Source organism: Verrucomicrobiota bacterium (assembly GCA_038744685.1).
GTDB lineage: Bacteria > Verrucomicrobiota > Verrucomicrobiia > Opitutales > Puniceicoccaceae > Puniceicoccus.
On sequence record JBCDMB010000013.1, the window covers coordinates 24,263 to 42,309 of the forward strand.

The 18,047-nt window shown below is 52.7% G+C and carries 11 protein-coding genes; 9 read left to right on the forward strand and 2 right to left on the reverse strand.

The window, feature by feature from the left end; genetic code table 11:
• Positions 1-69: 69 nt before the first annotated feature.
• The 8 genes from AAGJ81_09185 to AAGJ81_09220 all read left to right on the forward strand — a co-directional run bounded on the left by AAGJ81_09185 (position 70) and on the right by AAGJ81_09220 (position 9,992).
• Positions 70-738, forward strand: a complete 669-nt coding sequence (locus AAGJ81_09185; protein ID MEM0966305.1) for an RraA family protein — start codon at positions 70-72, stop codon at positions 736-738.
• A 33-nt stretch (positions 739-771) separates the two neighbouring features.
• On the forward strand, positions 772-1,122 hold the full coding sequence (locus AAGJ81_09190; GenBank protein ID MEM0966306.1) for a UxaA family hydrolase: 351 nt from the start codon (positions 772-774) through the stop codon (positions 1,120-1,122).
• On the forward strand, positions 1,115-2,332 hold the full coding sequence (locus tag AAGJ81_09195; GenBank protein ID MEM0966307.1) for a UxaA family hydrolase: 1,218 nt from the start codon (positions 1,115-1,117) through the stop codon (positions 2,330-2,332). Before AAGJ81_09190 ends, AAGJ81_09195 begins: the two co-directional genes overlap by 8 nt.
• Positions 2,333-2,465: 133 nt before the next feature.
• A complete protein-coding gene (locus AAGJ81_09200) occupies positions 2,466-3,218 on the forward strand; it encodes an SDR family oxidoreductase (GenBank protein MEM0966308.1) in 753 nt (250 codons plus the stop codon).
• A gap of 265 nt (positions 3,219-3,483) precedes the next feature.
• The gene (locus AAGJ81_09205) at positions 3,484-4,071 is read left to right on the forward strand and encodes a transposase (GenBank protein MEM0966309.1); all 588 of its coding nucleotides are present in this window, start codon (positions 3,484-3,486) and stop codon (positions 4,069-4,071) included.
• Between the two features lie 335 nt (positions 4,072-4,406).
• The gene (locus tag AAGJ81_09210) at positions 4,407-6,581 is read left to right on the forward strand and encodes a glycoside hydrolase family 95-like protein (GenBank protein ID MEM0966310.1); all 2,175 of its coding nucleotides are present in this window, start codon (positions 4,407-4,409) and stop codon (positions 6,579-6,581) included.
• 73 nt (positions 6,582-6,654) lie between these two features.
• On the forward strand, positions 6,655-8,493 hold the full coding sequence (locus tag AAGJ81_09215; protein ID MEM0966311.1) for a glycoside hydrolase family 2 TIM barrel-domain containing protein: 1,839 nt from the start codon (positions 6,655-6,657) through the stop codon (positions 8,491-8,493).
• Positions 8,490-9,992, forward strand: coding sequence for an alpha-L-fucosidase (locus AAGJ81_09220; protein MEM0966312.1), 1,503 nt, complete (start codon positions 8,490-8,492; stop codon positions 9,990-9,992). Before AAGJ81_09215 ends, AAGJ81_09220 begins: the two co-directional genes overlap by 4 nt.
• A 256-nt stretch (positions 9,993-10,248) precedes the next feature.
• On the opposite strand, the gene AAGJ81_09225 is transcribed toward AAGJ81_09220, so the two are convergent.
• Complete coding sequence (locus AAGJ81_09225) at positions 10,249-12,912, reverse strand: hypothetical protein (GenBank protein MEM0966313.1); 2,664 nt, start codon at positions 12,910-12,912, stop codon at positions 10,249-10,251.
• 216 nt (positions 12,913-13,128) lie between these two features.
• Positions 13,129-14,997 carry a right-handed parallel beta-helix repeat-containing protein gene (locus tag AAGJ81_09230; GenBank protein ID MEM0966314.1) on the reverse strand — a complete coding sequence of 623 codons (1,869 nt, stop codon included), beginning with the start codon at positions 14,995-14,997 and terminating at the stop codon, positions 13,129-13,131.
• Positions 14,998-15,120: 123 nt separating this feature from the next.
• On the opposite strand from AAGJ81_09230, the gene AAGJ81_09235 reads away from it, so the two are divergent.
• Complete coding sequence (locus AAGJ81_09235) at positions 15,121-17,553, forward strand: hypothetical protein (GenBank protein ID MEM0966315.1); 2,433 nt, start codon at positions 15,121-15,123, stop codon at positions 17,551-17,553.
• The last annotated feature ends 494 nt before the right edge of the window (positions 17,554-18,047 follow it).

An 18,047-nucleotide genomic window follows, 5' to 3' on the forward strand; every position in this document is an offset into this window, starting at 1 on the left:
CTGATGGTTTTTGATACTGATCTACCTTGCCGAAGCCAACTCATAAAACCCCTCCATCAGTCCAAGTTCATGCAGCTCCCAAGCAACGACACCACCCGGTTCGAAAAAATTAAGAACCAGCTGTATACTCCTGTCGTGGGTGATATCCTCGACCAACTGGGCTGTTACCACCAATTTCTGCCTAGAGAGGTACAGCCGCTGCGAGAAGAGATGGTAGTTGTCGGACGGGCAATGCCCGCGCTGATCATTGACGTTCACGGGGAGCAGGAAAGGCCCTTCGGACTGCTCACTGACTCACTCGACCAACTGGAACGCGGCGAAGTTTACGTTGCCGGTGGTGGCACGGGGCGTTGTGCCTACTGGGGAGAGATCCTCACCGCGACCGCCAAAAGCCGCGGTGCTGTTGGTGCTGTTGTGCATGGACCCCATCGAGACACCCCAAAAGTATTGGAGCAAAACTGGCCCGTCTTTAGCACGGGCCGCTACGCGCAGGATTCGGGTGTGCGGACCCAAGTGGCCGCCTACCGTTGCCCAATTGAAATCGGCGGGGTTTGGATTGAACCGGGCGACCTTGTTTTTGGAGATCTGGACGGCGTGCTGATCGTTCCTCGCAAACACGAAGAAGAGGTTCTTACCCGCGCATTCGAGAAGGCCTCGGCCGAGAATCTTGTTCGGAAACAGATTGAAGAAAACGGGATGAGCAGCACAGAGGCCTTCAAGAAATATGGCGTGCTTTAAATCCAGAGGCGCACTCAAAATCGGTAAGAGACCATGACATCTGAGGCAGAAACACCGGTAAAGGCATTCGTAATCGATCGACGAGACAATACTGCAACAGCATTGGAATCTATCCGTAAAGGCGAAAGAATTTTATTTGTTGGGGATTCGAACATGAAGTGCCTGATCGCCATTGAAGACATTCGAGCGGAACACAAATTGGCTTTGAGACCGATATCGAAGGATTCAGCCGTAGTAAAATACGGCATGCCGATAGGTCATGCCACCCGACCTATTGCTGCGGGAGAATGGATACACCTGCATAACTGTGGGAGCAACTATGACGAGCGCTCCAACCACTTGGATACCGAATCAGGTGCTCCTTCTGATATCGATTATGTCTAAGAGTTTTCCAGATCTTCAGTGGACGGGCTACCGGCGTCTCGACGGACGCAAGGGCGTCCGTAACATCACCCTCGTCATCTACACCGTCGAGTGTGCTAAATTCGTTGCCGAAGGGATCGCCCACGGGGAAGACAGCGCGCACGTAATCGGATTTTCCGGATGCTATGATAACGCCTATGCCATCCGCATGCTCCTGGCGCTGGCTCGTCATCCAAACGTCGGCGCGGTCCTCTCTGTTGGGCTTGGGTGCGAATACACACAGCCAGCCAGAATCGCCCGAATCGTTGAAAAATCGGGAAGGCCCTCCGACCATTTTTTCATCCAGGATCACGGCGGCACCCGGTCTAGCATCTTGAAAGGCAAGGAGGATTTGCACCGACTACAGCAGGAATCTGAGGCTCAATTAGAAAAGGTGCCGATGGGACTCGGAGATCTCTTGATCGGCTGCGAGTGTGGTGGTTCAGATGCGACTTCGGGTTTGGCCGGAAATCCAGTCGTCGGGCGTATGTTTGACCGACTCATCGAAACAGGAGGCCAGGCGCTTTTTGAGGAAATTGTCGAGCAAATCGGCCTGAAGGATATCTTGCTTTCTCGAGCAAAGAACCCTGAAGTGCGCAAACAACTCGCTCACACCTATGCGAAGGCTGAGAGGTATTGTCGGGATGTCCGCCAATACTCCGCATCGCCGGGGAACTTTGCAGGGGGGTTGACGACGATCGAGGAAAAGAGTCTCGGAGCCTTCGCTAAGAGCGGAAGCCACCCTATCGAGGGGATCATCAAAGTGTCACAGAGTCCTTCTCACGCAGGCCTCTGGCTCATGGATAGCGTGCCCGACGAGCATTTCATGCAGTTTGGCTACACCAACCCTAACGATTCTGAAGGTTTGATGGATTTGATCTCATCTGGAGCACAGATTGTCCTTTTCGTAACCGGGCGCGGCAGTGTAATCGGTAGTCCGATATCGCCGTTGGTCAAAATCACCGGAAACAGTCGAACCTACGCACGGATGAAGGAGGATATGGACTTCGATGCTGGTCGCGTTCTCACTGGCGAAATCAGCTTGGACGATGCTGCAGAAGAACTTATTGAGCTGATCGTCTCGATTGCCGCCGGAGAGCCGAGTAAGCCAGAGGCTATCGGCCACCGCGAGTATTTCATTCCTTACAAACATCAGGACATCCCGAGCTTGGAAGCCGGTTGCCGAGAGTAAGAGGAAATAGATTTGAAGATGAAGCGAACGTTAAACGTTGAACTTCGAACGTCCTATTTCAGCGTTGGATGTTCAACGTTCAATGTTGGACGAACGCCATCCCTTTTTTTTTAAAAATGGCCTAAGAACAACCATGAATCCACCTAACCCATTTACACTCGAAGGCGAAACGGCCCTCATTACCGGTGGCGGTAGTGGCTTGGGCTATGGGATGGCTGAGTGCTTCGTTCATTCGGGTGCAAAGGTCGTTATTGTCGGACGGAACGAAACGACTCTGTCTGAAGCCGTTGACGGTCTCGGAAACCGAGCGAGTTATCTCGTTCATGACGTGACTGACTTGGGCAGGGCCGATACTCTCATACAAGAAGCCGGGGACGTCAGCATCCTGATTAACAATGCGGGCGTGCACTTGAAAAAACCGGCCCATGAAACCACTCCCGAGAAATTTGCTGCAGTCATGCAGACGCACGTTAGTGCCGCCCAAGCTCTCACTCGCGCTGCCCTACCCGCCATGTTGGAACGCCACCACGGCAACATTCTCTTTACGGCCTCAATGAGTGCGATTATAGGCATGCCTTCGGTTACCGCTTACTCAGCTGCCAAGAGTGCTCTGGTCGGAATGACCCGGTCCCTCACCGCAGAGGTCGCCAAAGACGGAATCCGAGTCAACGCCATCGCCCCTGGCTGGATCGAGACTCCAATGCTACGTAAGGCCATTGGCGGCGATACTGAACGCACGAATAAGATTCTGAGTCGTACTCCGATGGAGCGTTTTGGCGACCCTTCCGATATCGGTTGGGCCGCCGTTTATCTCTGCAGCCCGGCCGCGCGTTTTGTATCAGGCGTGTTGTTACCAGTTGATGGCGGAGCAGCGATCGGGTTCTAGGGGAGAAGTCTCCTTTGCCATCGTAGGGCCTCTTGCGTCTATCCTAGAAACGCGCGGCGTCGACACGAGGTCGAGCCCTACAGAGACGCGTATCGATGCCACCGTAGTGCCTCTGCTTGCAAATGGCGTTCTGCGTCGTCCAAAGTTAACGTTTACCAGAAGACTGCGCGGCATCGCGCGAGCACGAGCCCTACAAGCCGTGAACGATTTCCAATGTAGGGCCTTTGCTTGCAAAGTGCCGCCTGCGACACCCATTCTTCCTTCCATGGAACGACTTCCCGAAGAAGGACCTTCTTTTCCGAGTCGAAAGACCAAAAGACTTCGAAAGGGCCGTCTGTCCACCGCTGGATCACGCTATTTCCTGACCCTCGTTGCCCATCATCGAAAGAGCGGACTCGACCATCCTCAAATTCTCTCACGGATTCGGGAAGTTCTGTTTCTGATGCAGAAGGAAGGTGACTTCGATCTGCTTTGTGGAACGGTCATGCCGGATCACCTTCATCTCTTGGTCCTTCTTCAAGATCGGCTTTCTCTGTCTCAATGTGTCCAAAAACTGAAGACAAAAACGCGAAGAGTGCTCCTCGCAGCTAACCTTCGATGGCAGGCAAACTACTTTGACCATCGACTTCGTGCTGAGCAGACAAATGAACCCTTCGCTTTCTATATTTTTCTGAATCCCTACCGAAAGAAACTCATTGATCCAGAAAGCGTTTGGGCGGGTTGGATTGGTTCCGAAAGTTATCGGCCTCACTTCCAGCAAAGTCTGATTGATGGACTCTTTCCTCCTAGCAGCTGGGTTGAAAGTGAATCCAACTTTCAGGATCTGATTGAAGTCCAGGGTAGGAAGAAGTGAAGAGATCGTGTCGCGAAGGAAATGACTGTTCGACCGTACGGCCGTTCGCGTTATCAAGAAACGGGTGCCAGAAATTCGCGCGGCATCGTGCAAGCACGAGCCCTACACGTTTTTCTAACGTAGGGCCTCTGCTTGTAGAGTGCCTCTTGTGTTGGCGGCTACGTCTACCCTGAATCTGCAAGGCGTCGTGCACGAGTCCGACAGAAATGCATCATAATCTAGAACAAGTTCCTCTGGTTTTTCGCTTTTGCGCACTTCTCCATTTCTCCCATGACATCTAGGCTTCTTTGGTGAAAGTTGACATAGACTGGCCCGCGTTCCTTTCCAGACATGATATGTTTTGGACTCGCCCTCCCCAAAACGAGTTTGAAGGAGCTTGGTTGGGAAACGGGATGGTGGGTTGCATGCTTTGGACCGAAGAGGGAGAACTCCGTTTGCAAGTCTTTCGTGGCGATATCGAAGATCATCGCGACTTTGAGTACGGCTACGTCGGGTATACGCGTTCGCGCCTTCAGGTCGGCTCGTTTTACTTTCCGCTCAAGGGAGATCCGAACGCCTGCAATCTTCGTCTTGATCTCTACAGGGCAACACTTGTGGGAAAAATCGGCGACTATGAGATTAAGCTCTTCGTCCATACCCATGATCCGATAATCTCTTGTGAGGTAAAGGGAGCCGATGCGAGCGCGTGGCGATGGGCTCCGGCGAAGGCCGAACCGACCCGTCCCGACCCTCCAACGACGGAGGAATTAGTGGATGCTTACATGGAGAACTACCGAGTCTCTCGCCGGATCAAGAGATGGACTCCGAATCCGTCAGCTAGCATCACGCGTTCCGGTCCAGTCACTACCTCTGTTCAGGATTTGCTCGGTGGAGGGCAACACGCAGTTGCCTGGAAAACAGAAGACGAGCGACTGCTCATTAGCGTGTGTAAGTCGTTTCCCAAAAACAGTGTCTGGCACAAGGCAGAGTTGGGCGCGGCCGAGACACAGGCGAGAAATTGGTTGGAAAAGGAGTTTACGGAAGACTGGGAACGATCTCACTTAGAATGGTGGGCCAACTACTACCCAAAGAGTTTCGTCAGTCTGCCGGACGAACAGGTCGAGACCGTTTACTGGACACAGGTCTACAAGATGGCCTCGGCGACCCGCGGTCACTATCCGATGGCCGACACCGCTGGAATTTGGCAGACGCCATCCGCCTGGCCCTACATCACTTGGAATCTCAACGTCCAACTGACCTACCTCCCCTACTACGTTTCCAACCGGTTTGAACTAGCGGAGTCTTTGATCCATTCGCTTTGGACCTGCCGGGAAAACCTTCGAAAGAATATCCGTCCGGTTGAGTGGCAGGAGGGCGCCTACTGGGTCGGGTTGGCGACGGGTAGTGATCTCGACAACCCGTGGGATATGGATCAGCGCGATTTGCACAAAGGATCCTGTGGAAATCTGATTTGGGCACTGCATTGCGTGTGGCTGCACGGTCGTCACTCGATGGATGCCGAGTTAATGAACGAGCGACTCGTTCCACTTTTGCGCGGTGCGGTCACCTACGTTTGCCACCTTTTACAGGAAGAGGACGATGGCCTCCTTCACCTCATGGAGACCTTTAGTCCCGAATTCGGCGCAACCACCGATGCGACCTACGATCTGGCGCTTCTCAAATGGGGCCTGAAGACTCTGCTCGAGTTGGCGCCGACCGATGATGCAAAACGCCCATACTGGAAAGACGTGTTGGATCGTTTGCCCGGCTACGCGGTCGATAAAAACGGCTTTCGGATTGGGCGAGACGCTTCTTTCGACCGCGCCCATCGCCATTCCTCGCACCTCTTGCAGGTGTATCCCTTGTTCGAAGTTACCAGGGAGCAACCCGAATCACGGGCGCAGATCGAAAGATCGATTCAGCATTTTTACACCATCAACCAAGCTGAATACGACAGAACAGGACACTGGGACGGCTTCTCTGCTTACACCTGGACGGCGCTCGCTTCCCTCTCAGCCGCCATCGGAAATGGTGATGACGCTCTCCGCTATCTGAGAGGGTTTATCAGCTATGATCGGGTTCATGCCAATAGTCTCTACGGCGAGTGGGGGCCCTGTCTGGAGTCGCCTCTCTCGGCGGCACAGTGTGTTCACGATATGCTCCTTCAAAGTTGGGGTGGCATCATTCGCCCCTTCCCAGCGATGCCCTCGGAGTGGACCAGTGCTGTCTTCCATAGACTTTCAGCGGAAGGCGGTTTCGACGTCAGTTCGGAGTGGAAACGTTCGAAGCTGCATTGGCTGGTTATAGCGAGCCGAGCAGGATCAACGTGCAAAGTCTTGGCCAGTAATTTTGAGGGGATGACTTTCACGGTAGACGGGAAGAACGAACCGTTTCCAAGAACGGATAATGGCCTCCTTGTTTTCAATTTGCAGAAAGGGCAAACCGCCCAGTTTTGCCCGCCATCAGTCCAACCTTCAATCGAACCGCTTCCTTCGCGTGGGGACCGAAGAAACTGGTATGGCCTCCACTAGTTCTTGCGGATTTCGTGATCATTTTTCCCAAAACCGTTCTTTTAGTCACACCTAACTAGTGTGAAATAGCTCGATGTTCACCCACAACCGAGACACCTTCGATTTAAACGGTGTCTGGAAGTTCAATCCGGACCCTTACCAGCGCTGCCGCCAGCAAAAATGGTGGCTCAAAGAGGGGGATAACACGAGCTTCTTCCCCTGTTTCAATATTGAAGGATTATGGGACACAAATGTCCCAAGCACTTGGAAGAAGGAGTTTGAAGAGCTGAAGTGGTATGACGGCCACGCCAACTACGTGAAAGACTTTGAACTGGATAAGGTCCCGGAGGACATGGAGGCCTTTTTGTGTTTCGATGGGGTTACGTATCGCTCCGAGATTTATCTCAACGGCAAACATGTTGGGGACCATGATTGGGGTTACAGCCCCTTCCAAATGAGAGTCACCAATCTCCTTTCGAAAAAGAATCGGCTTTTCGTTCTCGTGGACAATTTTATGAGGGAGGATCGAGTGCCCGGCATCCGCTGTGACTGGAACAATGATGGTGGCATTACCGGCAAAGTGTCTCTGATATTCGTTCCTAAAATTCATATCCATAACTTTCGCACGAGCACAAAACTGCTTGGCGATTCTGTATCCATTGAGGTAGAGGTCGATGCCCGGTCCTACGCCGATCCAAATGAAGGAGCGACCCTTCCGATAACGATGGCCATACCCGAGCTCAATCTGGAGGCTCTCATCGAAGTGCCGGTGAACGGCAAAGCTACCCATACCTTCGAATTGGATCGGGAGAAGACTCGTTTGTGGTCCCCTGAAGACCCCAAGCTCTACCGAACGAAACTGAGCACTCCCTTCGAGAACCTCGAAGACGAGATCGGCTATCGCGAGATTCGCAGAGACGGACGACAGGTCTTCCTCAACGGAAAGGAATTGCACCTTTACGGAGTGGCGGTTCATTCCGAATTTCCTGAAACAGGACGTGCGGCAACCCCTGAAGGAATCCAGTTGATGTTGGAGCGGGCACGCAACTTGGGATGCAACTTCCTGCGCTGTGCCCACTACCCTTACGCCGATGATTTTGCCCGAGCCATGGACAAGGCCGGGATGCTTTGGTGGGAAGAGGTTCCCGTCTACTGGCTGACCCACGTACACGAAGAGCCCCAACTCGGGTATGCTCTCGGTATGCTACGGGAGATGATTGTCCGCGACTGGAACCGCGCTTCGTTGATTATCTGGTCAGTCTCCAACGAATGTGCAGGCGATGGCTCGCCAATGGGATCGCACAGTGACTTAGCAGGCGGAAACTATCCCTACTGGGTCGAAGCGACGAAACTGGTGCGAGAACTCGATCCGAGCCGATTGATCAGCTCCGCCGATTCCGGTTATCGCAAGACAACCAAAAGTAAATGGCAGCCGGATGCCGGAGATGCTTTTGATACCGCCATCAAAGGAGAGGACTGGCATCCAGGTCACCCCGACGCATTCTACGAACTACTCGATATTCTTGGAGCAAATCTCTACGTCAACAATCCTGGAGATAATCCGACGGCTACCGACAAGTTGGTCGAGATGCTCAAACCCTACAACAAGCCGCTCATGATCACCGAGTTCGGATCGATGTCTACAACAGAGGAATCTCCTGAAGGTAGAACCGCATCTGATTTGGGACATCCTGAAAGACATGCAACCATTCTCCGCGAGGCTTATGAAGCCATGGCAAGCTGTCCGGAAATCATCGGCTACGTCCCTTGGGCTCTCATGGATGTCCGGGTGCCAATGCACTGGCGTTGGTACAACCGGGGCAGCGGCACTTTCGCCTACGGATTACTGGATAACCAATATGACGAAAAAGCGGTTTATCAGGTCGTCAAGGAGTGCATCGCTGAAATCAAAGAAGCGACGGGCCAAACATGAATACCCAATCTCCGCGAACTCCCGGCACTCCGCTGAAGTTTGACCCGACCCGGGAGTCTCTACAGCAATACAAATGTCCGGAGTGGTTCCGCGATGCGAAATTTGGTATCTGGGCTCATTGGGGGCCACAATCGGTTCCGATGATTGGAGATTGGTATGCGCGAAACATGTATCTCCAGGGAAATCCCCAGAATCTGCATCACTGTCGCGTATATGGACATCCGTCGAAGTTCGGCTACAAGGATCTGGTCAGGCTCTGGAAAGCCGAGAAATTCGATCCGGAGAACCTCGTAGATCTGTATTGCCGCGCAGGTGCGAAGTATGTCTATACCTGCGGAGCCCATCACGACAACTTCGACTGCTGGGATTCAAAGCATCATGCGTGGAATTCAGTGAACGTCGGACCCGGAAAGGACATCGTGGGCCTTTTCGCAGAAGCCACTCGCTCCGTCGGCCTGAAGTTTGGAGTCACCGAACACCTCGAGAGGACCTGGAGTTGGTTCAACACGAACAAAGGCTCCGATACCTACGGCCCTTTCAAGGGTGTCCCGTATGACGGTAACGACCCTGCCTACCAAGACTTTTACCTGGAAAAACACGGCGACTCCTCCCCGTCCTATCCGCAGTCAGCGCCCGAAACTTGGATGCGACATTGGCAGGATCGAATGATTGATCTGATCAAACAATATGAGCCGGATCTTTTCTACACCGATGGTGCGATTCCGTTTGGCAAGATCGGCCTCGAAGTGATGGCCGAGTTTTACAATCAGAACCTCGCCAGCAAAGGCCGCCTGGAGGCCGTCTATGCTTTGAAGGATCATAAACACCTGGAGCGAGTCGGATACCACGGCGAATATCGCGAAGGGATTGGTGTCCTCGATGTCGAAAGAGGCGTAGTCGATGACATTCATCTCAATCCTTGGCAAACGGACACCTGCATCGGTGGCTGGTATTACAAATCCGAAATCGAATACAAGTCTCCGGGAGAGGTCATTTCCATGCTCGTCGATATCGTGAGCAAGAACGGAAATCTTCTTCTCAACTTCCCGCTCAAGCCCGATGGGACCCTCGACGACGAGGAGATTTGGATCGCCGAGGAAATAGGTCGTTGGATGGACGTGAACGGAGAGGGCATTTATGGCACGAGACCGTGGCACATTTACGGCGAGGGACCCACTCGATTGGAATCGGGCCTTTTTGCTGAGGATAAAAAGAAAAAGTTCACCGCTCGTGACATTCGATTCACGCAAAAAGGCGATGCGCTCTATGCTTGTATCCTCGGTTGGCCGGATAACGGTCGAATCCAAATCGAATCACTCCGGCACCTCAATGATACCCGATTGCTCAAGTCCGTTGAGCTCTTGGGTCACGGTCCGGTGGAGTACATTCGACGCGGTGACGAGAACGTTTATGGTGAGAGAGGCTTGATAATTCTCCTTCCAGAAAAGAAACCATGCTCCCATGCTTGGATACTGAAGATCGAACTGTTACCGGAATAGGACATGGTGTCGTGCCCTTCGGCTTCACTCCGGGCCTTGAGGTCGTAGAAACGGCAAACGGGAAGCCCTACTGGGAGAAATCGATATCAGCGTAGGGCCTTTGCTTGCAAAGCGCCGCCAGCATCACCATGAGGAAGCGTCTGCTAGAAACCCTGACGGCATCGTGCAAGCACGAGCCCTACGTGGACACCGCGGATCATCTTCAAAGTAATTAACTTTCTCCGCTTCCTCCGAAAATGCCTAGTCACTGGAGAACTCACAAAGATTCCTCGCTCTGCTTTACCCCGTCGATTACACGTTCGACAGTGACTCTCGTTCGGTTGTTTTCTTTCGTGAAAATCAACCGATCGGTTTGCCGGTTCCATTGGAGAATCGCCTCTCCAGTTTCTTCGGAATAGGTAATGGTAGGTAGTTCATCACCCGCGCGATGGGGGATCAGGAGGACTTTGGAATTCATTTCCTTTCCGTCCCTGCCGATCGAGAGAGCCTTCGTGCTTTTGAGCTGACCTCTTCGGTTGTGATACATCTCCTGATTCACGGAAATCTCGACCGCCTGATTGATTGTATCTTCTTCATACTTGGTAGGGTCGTAAGCCGCGATTACCTTGCCCCCGAGTGGAACGACCAAAAGTAACGGAGCACCCTTCACTGGTCGATCAAGGTTATAGTCGCGCCCCCGTTGATCAAAGGGTCGAATGGTCTCGGCGGTCTCCTGCATCAAAACAACGCCTTCAGCGCCCTTACGATCTATTGCACGGACCGATAGAGGTAGTTGCATGATCCAGTCATACCGCCGGACTTCGTCATCCATCTTCAAGTCATCCATCACTAACACGTAAGGATAGTCGCCGTGAACGACTCCGGCACTCCGATAAGCGTACTCAACCGGGCGACCTTTTATCCGCATGGTGGGGCCCCAGTTCATCTGATAGTAACTGTGGTCCCACAAGCGCGATTTCCAGTTTTGGGTGCCTTTAAAGAACTTCACAATCTCGGGATCGGTATCCACCGATAACTCCCATTTCTCAGCGTAGGGATAGTTCCAAGTGAAATGAAAAGGCGCGGTCCATTCATAGTCCCAGGCGTTCTTCACGTCTGCGGTTGCCATGGTTAGGATCTTACCGTCGACGGCACCGAGAAAATCCACTTTGACCGCCCCGGAGTACTGCTCGTTACCATAACCTTCGCCATCGATACGGGGTATGCTATCGAGGCTTGACTGTTTTTGCTGAGGGTCACCCGTCATCCCCCACATCACACCATCCGCCGCGAGATAGAAGCCTCCTTGATTGAATTGATTGTGGCCAAGATGAACCAGGTCCTGCCGTGCCTCGAAGAAGAGAAAGAGAGCATCTCTATCCCCAGATGTTCGGACCACCATAGTCCCGCGATCCTCATCGATAAAAGTGGTGGATAGGTCCAAGTGCTCTCGATCCCACTTCGGCTTCTCATTCCCTTTCGAATCGGTTTCGGGCTGAGCGTCCGTAAAGAAATAGAGGTTATCCATCGAGAGGAAGTTGCTCGCTTCCGATCCTCTGCGGTAGTTGCGCTTCCCAGCTAGCATTTCCGACCGATAGGTTTCAAACGGGACAATGTCTCTTTCGGAAGCGAATTGAACCCCCAGCCAGTGGTAGGACTCATCCTCGGGGTAGAAAGCCAGCATGAAGTGGGGGTCATCAAAACGATAGTGAGCCCAGGTGCCGTTACTGACAGCGAATCCTCCTTGGGGCACCACGATCTGAGCCTGGGCGTCGCTCAACTTTCTGAGGTGCGGGTGGCCGAATAGATTGGGGCCCATCTCCCTTCTGGCGAGAGCCACCATGGTTAGAATCTGATGCTGTAAGCCAGCACCAATCTTTCCGTTCGGCTCGAAGATATTGCCCTGGTCGTTGATGCCCCAAGTCAAAAACGCTTCTACATAGGGCACGGCATTTTCAACGACCTCCGGATCGTAACCTTCTTCCCCTTCAATGGAAAGGGTGGTCAAAACGTGGGCCAAGTCCCAAGTGTGCCAGTTCGTATCGAACCATCGGGTCGGCCCGTTCGTCCCATAACCCCTTCGTCCGCTGGTCGCCTTACCGATGACTCGGCGCATGATCTCCTTCTCGTCCTCGGTCATCCAGGGAGCGAGAAGGTCATAGTTCTGAGCCAGTGTGAAGTTACCGACCAGAGAATGCATGCCCCGCCACTCGTCCGGACCCCGATACCCGTACACCACCGAATTCTCGATGTAATCATCGATCAAGGGCTCCCGCAACTTCCAGTAATTCGCCGTCGCTTTCGCTAGGTCGCGCCCCAGTTCGTCATCTCCGTTGAAGTGGGCAAGCAAAGCCGCTCCATTGAAGAGACGAGTCAGGTAACCTTTGTGAATGGTGAAACTCCAAGAAGGCTTGTAGCCTTTAAAAATGTGCTTTGGTGAGAAAAATGAATCCTCCGTTACATATTCTTCTTCGCTCCATTCCAGCCCATCGAGATCGCCGGACACGAGCTTGGCATACTGCTTTCCGTCGTCGGACTCAGGATCAAAGAGCGTTCGGTCCAGAACATACTGGGTATACCAAAGCGCGATCTTCCCCATCTCGTTTTCCTCGAGCCGCTCCTTGAGCATCGGTATATCTTCCGGACTAAACAGAATACGGGGATGGATGCCAGGGGGCGGCACGGGTGAGCCGAGAATGGACTCATCAAAGCCTTCGTAGTCGTAGTCCTCCAGAGGAACTGTCGGCCACTCGTGCTCCGGTCCCTCAAAGAGAGCAATCTCCTCTTCCGTCGCAAACTCCTTCCAGTCCCGCTGCTCACTGAGCTGCGGCATACTCTGAGCAAAAGCGTCGGGATCCGATAGTCTCTCCGGCGTATCGGCTGCGGTGAGGACCGCAAAAACGCACGCGGACGAAATCTGAAGAATACGAGAAAAAGACATGGCGGGATTTTTGGGGTTATTGTTCGGAAACGGCGGAAGGACGCCTAAATGGCTGATTTCAACAAGGAGACACCCGAACGAAATTCATAATCACGATCGAAATGATGATCGGAATTGCTTAGTGCTTAAGGTGTCGATTACGATTAGGAGCACGATTACGATTAAGCGGCGTCGAGACCCAGAAATTGAAGACCTACCTGAGCATTTACGACGGTTTTAAGCACGTATTTCGGCAACATTGAAGCCGGGAACAGAGACCCGTTTATTAGCTGTGGGTAAGGACTCAAAAGGACCAGCCACTGGAGAGGTAAAGGAAAACGGTTTCCCGTCTACGTTGACATAGGGTAGCCCGGTAATTTTGGACAGGCCTAACCTATCAGAATCAATGCCGCTCACGAAGTCGGTGGTCTCAGTGATCCCGGCGTCGTCGAATTCCAGGAAAAACCCTTCATCAGACTCTACCAATCCCGGGCTGCTCGCCAGGAAAGCGTTGCCACCTGCGTAAGAGGGGAAGGTTTCCGATTCATTCACCCCATTCCATCCCTGATCGTCACCGCAAGGGCGGATCTTCGTAAGGTGTTTTTCCATCCCTTTCCGGTCCACAAGGAGATTGTTGTAGAATCGCTCGTCACCACCGACGATGTTGATCGAACCAGCTAAAGCCGTGGAGTGCTCCTCATGGTAGGGCGTAAACCGCTTGAGAACAGACTCCCCGATGATCCGCCCGCCAAAGAGATTGTGCACAAAGGCGGTCCCTTCCGACCAATTCATGATCGACCAATCCGATAGAAAGACATTGTGGTCGACCATGAAAGGTCCGTGATCGACCTCGATAAAAAGGTCCTGTTCGTAACTATCGTAACACAGGTTCCCAGTGATTCGGGTGCCTTGGGTCATCCAATCCATCCACATCGCTCGGAAGGTGCGAAAGATACGATTCCCAGCGATCAGAGTATCAATCGGTGCGTGAAACTTGATACCCGCCTGCTCATCGCCGGTGAAAAGCCGCTGCACATGGATGTCGTGAATGGTGTTTCCGGTCACCTCACAGAAGACCGCTCCAAGACTGCCGACAATCCCCGCTTGCTCACAGAAGGAAATGTGGTTGTTGCGCACAACGTGGCTTCCGATCTGGCTGCGATCCCATCCGTTTTCAAGAGCCCGCGCGATCGTAACGTCGTACCCCTCAGCGGTGTTCGCGGAGGTGTTGTCAAACTCATCACCGTATTTCCCAAGGGTAACCCCCGTAGATCTTGAGTGGGAGATCACATTGTCTTCGATGATCCATCCCTTGCTCCAGTTCGTTCCGATGGCCCCGACTTGCTCAGCAGTAGGTGGTGCCCAATTCGTCGCCGCATGCCGCAAACCCAGACCGCGAACTGTCAAATAGTTGATGCCAGTCTTACGCGGGTAAAACACCGCCTGGCGCACATTGATTTCAGTCAATCCTTGGTTCGGGTCTTCCCCGTTGAAGTGCGCCCAAAATGTCGTGTAATCGCCGTCAACGGAAGCAATCCAGTGACCCGCGGTTTCCGCAGATTCAGTCAAAGAGTCCTTATTGGCAGCTTCAGTCAGCCACTGTCCGTCAAAATACACAGCACCCGTGTGATGCTCTCTATTGCCCGGTCGAAACCAATCCCCGCGAATCAAATCTGCGTACGGGTTGAAATCCCCAAAGAGCGAATTGGGAACCCGCGTCGTCCAGACCTCGTCCGAGACATACTCCCAACCTTCTATCACTTCCGACCCACGGATTTCTACCTCTTCCCCGTCCGCCGCTGCGTAGGTAATTCGCTCACTATCAGAAGTCCCGCCGCGCGGTGGGTCGATCTCCTCCCGGTAGATACCCGAATGGATGAGGACCGTATCTCCAGGCTGGGCCTTTTGGGCAGCAGCGGAAATCGTTCTCAGTGGTGCATCAGAAGATCCGACCGATGAGTCATCGCCGTGGATCGATACGTGTATTGTAGAGGTTTCAGTCGTCATTAAAAAGGGGAGAGACACAATAAAACCGCTTACTTTAATCGAGTACACGAATGGATTACCGAAAAACTGCGCAAAAACCCGCAAAACATAAAGGCGCATCGAAGCCTCTGATTCCTAAATCCGCCGGAAGCTACTCTCGTAGATCTACGTAAAAACGATCAGTCTTGCGTATTCAATGTCTTGAATTCTCGGAAGTGAGGCCGCAGACCCTATTTCCCCAACATGAAGTTTTTAGTTACCAAAACCAAGCGTCAGACACTTCTCGAAAGTTTCGCGGAAGAAGAACTGCAGAATTATCTCCAAGTGATCCTTCAATCCGTTTTTGAAGAACCGAATGACCTTCCTCAGACTACCCTGAAGATTCAGCTTCTGGTAAAGGACCGAACGGCTGAATCCCGAGAGGGCTACACGATTTCCTCTCATTCCGAAGATTCGATCGAATGTCATGAAATCTTAGGGAACAGCCCTGTCGGACTCCTATATGGAGTCTATCGTTACCTCGAAGAGTGGGGTCTTCGGTTCAGTCTTCATGGAGATGTTTTGCCTACCGGTGAAACCCTTCGCGTGCCGAAGAATCCAGCAATTGAGGATTATCCTGTTTTCGAAAAGCGCGGCCTGAATACCTGGGGGGCTCATTCCTTCGGGCTGGATGCGTGGAGCAAGGCAGATTTTCGTCGCTTCTTCGCCCAGATGGCGAAACTGCAAATGAACTTCTTCACCCTGCACTGCTACCCGGAAGGTCTTCATTACTCGAATACAAAGCGAACTCCTGAAGGAAGAGCATTCGATGCCGAGCCGTGGGTCTGGATCGGAGAAGAGTCGATGATCGAAGAAAACGGGACGGTAAACCGAGCCTATCCAGCCTCTCTCTACAACACCGGACTTCACCGCATTTGGGGAAGTATTGAACCAGCAGATACAAAGAAATTTCCCTTCGGTGCCAACGCCCTCTTTCCGGAGAGCCTATGGAGTTCCGAAGTGATGCAGGATTTTGCCCCCAGTCCTAAATCCAACAAAGACTGCTGCGCCTTGTTCAACCGGATGGGATCTTTTCTGGCAGAGGCTTTCGAGTGGGCCCATGCACTGGGAATTGAAGTCGGCCTTGGCATCGAAGTCCCTCTTCGAGTGCCAGAACGAATCCTCGGCCGGGTCGGACCCCTGACCAAAGAAGAAAAGGGCAAGTATTACCGCGGCATCTTTGAGCGTATTCGAAGAACTCATCCTCTCGATTACTTCTGGCTCTGGACACCCGAGTCCTGGACATGGGACGGCAACTCGGAAGAAGAGTACCAGATGGTGGTCGAGGAAATCCTCATTGCCGATCAAGTGCTGGACGAATTGGGAAGACCGTTTCAACTAGCGGTCTCTGGATGGGTCATGGGGCCAGCAGGAAACCGGGCGCGGTTGCATCAGGATATACCCAAGCACATTCCTATGAGTTCCCTTTTCCGTCAGATGGGTTTCACTCCGATTGACCCGTCCTACCCGGATTTCAAAGGACGTGAAATATGGGCAATCCCTTGGCTTGAGTCCGATGCCTACAAGGGCATGCAAGCGATTCAACTGGAGGCCGGACGAATGCTGCATGATGTCAAAGATGCGAAAGATGCAGGCTGCAGAGGCTTGCTGGGGCTCCATTGGAGAACGCATGAAGTCGATCCAGTTGTTCGGTCGATGGCTAGGGCTACGTGGGGTAATGGGCTGGATGAGCCTGTAATTGAGTCAACCCCGGAGGCCCGCGACGAGTATAGCATGCATCCCCGGGAGATCAGCACACGCTCGTTTTACCAAGACTTTGCCCTCCACGAATTTGGCCCCGAAGCCGCAGAGTCAATAGGGACCATTTTCTCCGAATGGGACAGCAACCAGATCGAACTCCTTGAAAACGGCTGCCCGACAAACCTTCTTCACGACAGTCTGACGACAGAGACAAACGTCTTTCGTGCTTTCCGTTCGCTCAGAAAGCTGGTTGGAGAACTCCCTACCATCGAGCATCCTGTCCACGCTGCACGGCTGGACTACTGGCTGGGTATGTTTGCGCAGGAACAGCACTTGGCCGAAACCTGTTTTCATCTCTTCACGTTAAAGACGAAGATGGAGGCGTTAGAGGATCACGGGTCGGTTGAAAGTGCAGTTGAAGCCTACGCGAAGTGTCTGAACTCTTTCACCCAAGCAGCCACCAGACTCATTGAATCGGCCGATTCAACGGGGGCGCTTGGAATGATCACGAACCTGATGACGAATCCGAGGATGCTCCCTTACGTTTTGAGTAAAGGAGACGAGCTCATGGCTTTGATGAATAAGACCGGATTGAACGGAACCGATCTCCCCTCTCCTATCCAGGAATACCTTGGGAAACCAAAAATCAAAGTCTGTAGTCCACCCACCTACTGGCCTGCGGATCGAGAGGTAAGCATCGATGTCTCTGTCCTCTCAGAGAAAAGGATCTCTGAGGTCCGCTGTATTTGGTATGAGCTAAATGGGTCCGCTTTGGAGAGGACTCAAAGATTGAATCAACAATCGGAGACACAGTGGAGAATCACTTTCCCCGCGTCTAAAGAAACGATTGCCTATCGCTTTGAAGCAGATTCAGAGGGCAGCTCGAAATTGATTTGGCCTCAGGATAACCCGGTAGGGATTCTTCACCGAGCCTAACCAGAACAGCGAAAGGCTCACCAGCAGCCGCGGCATCGTGTCGAGCACGAGCCCTACAGGGCGGAGACAATCTTCAACGTAGGGCCTTTACTTGCAAAGCGCCGCGTGCGTCGCCGATCCTTCCTTCCGTGGAACGACCTCCCGAAGAAGAATCTTCTTTTCCGAGACGAAAGACCAAAAAACTTCGAAAGGGCCGTCTGTCCACTGCTGGATCACGCTATTTCCTGACCCTGGTTACCCATCATCGAAAGAATGGGCTTAACCAACCTCAGGTTTTCTCGCGGATTCACGGGGTTCTTTTGTTGATGCAAAAGGACTGTTACTTCAATCTCCTTTGTGGAACGGTTCTTCCAGATCACCTTCATCTTCTAGTCCTTCTTCAGGATCGCCTTTCTCTGTCTCAATGTGTCCAAAAACTGAAGACGAAAACGCGGGGGGGTACTCCTAGCAGCGAATCTAAGATGGCAGGCAAACTACTTTGATCACCGGCTTCG

Coding starts and splice junctions, on each gene's coding strand:
- AAGJ81_09215 (MEM0966311.1), top strand. CDS start 6,655: ATGTTCACCCACAACCGAGACACCTTCGATTTAAACGGTGTCTGGAAG.
- AAGJ81_09190 (MEM0966306.1), top strand. CDS start 772: ATGACATCTGAGGCAGAAACACCGGTAAAGGCATTCGTAATCGATCGA.
- AAGJ81_09230 (MEM0966314.1), bottom strand. CDS start 14,997: ATGCGCCTTTATGTTTTGCGGGTTTTTGCGCAGTTTTTCGGTAATCCA.
- AAGJ81_09205 (MEM0966309.1), top strand. CDS start 3,484: ATGGAACGACTTCCCGAAGAAGGACCTTCTTTTCCGAGTCGAAAGACC.
- AAGJ81_09235 (MEM0966315.1), top strand. CDS start 15,121: ATGAAGTTTTTAGTTACCAAAACCAAGCGTCAGACACTTCTCGAAAGT.
- AAGJ81_09220 (MEM0966312.1), top strand. CDS start 8,490: ATGAATACCCAATCTCCGCGAACTCCCGGCACTCCGCTGAAGTTTGAC.
- AAGJ81_09200 (MEM0966308.1), top strand. CDS start 2,466: ATGAATCCACCTAACCCATTTACACTCGAAGGCGAAACGGCCCTCATT.
- AAGJ81_09210 (MEM0966310.1), top strand. CDS start 4,407: ATGTTTTGGACTCGCCCTCCCCAAAACGAGTTTGAAGGAGCTTGGTTG.
- AAGJ81_09225 (MEM0966313.1), bottom strand. CDS start 12,912: ATGTCTTTTTCTCGTATTCTTCAGATTTCGTCCGCGTGCGTTTTTGCG.
- AAGJ81_09195 (MEM0966307.1), top strand. CDS start 1,115: ATGTCTAAGAGTTTTCCAGATCTTCAGTGGACGGGCTACCGGCGTCTC.
- AAGJ81_09185 (MEM0966305.1), top strand. CDS start 70: ATGCAGCTCCCAAGCAACGACACCACCCGGTTCGAAAAAATTAAGAAC.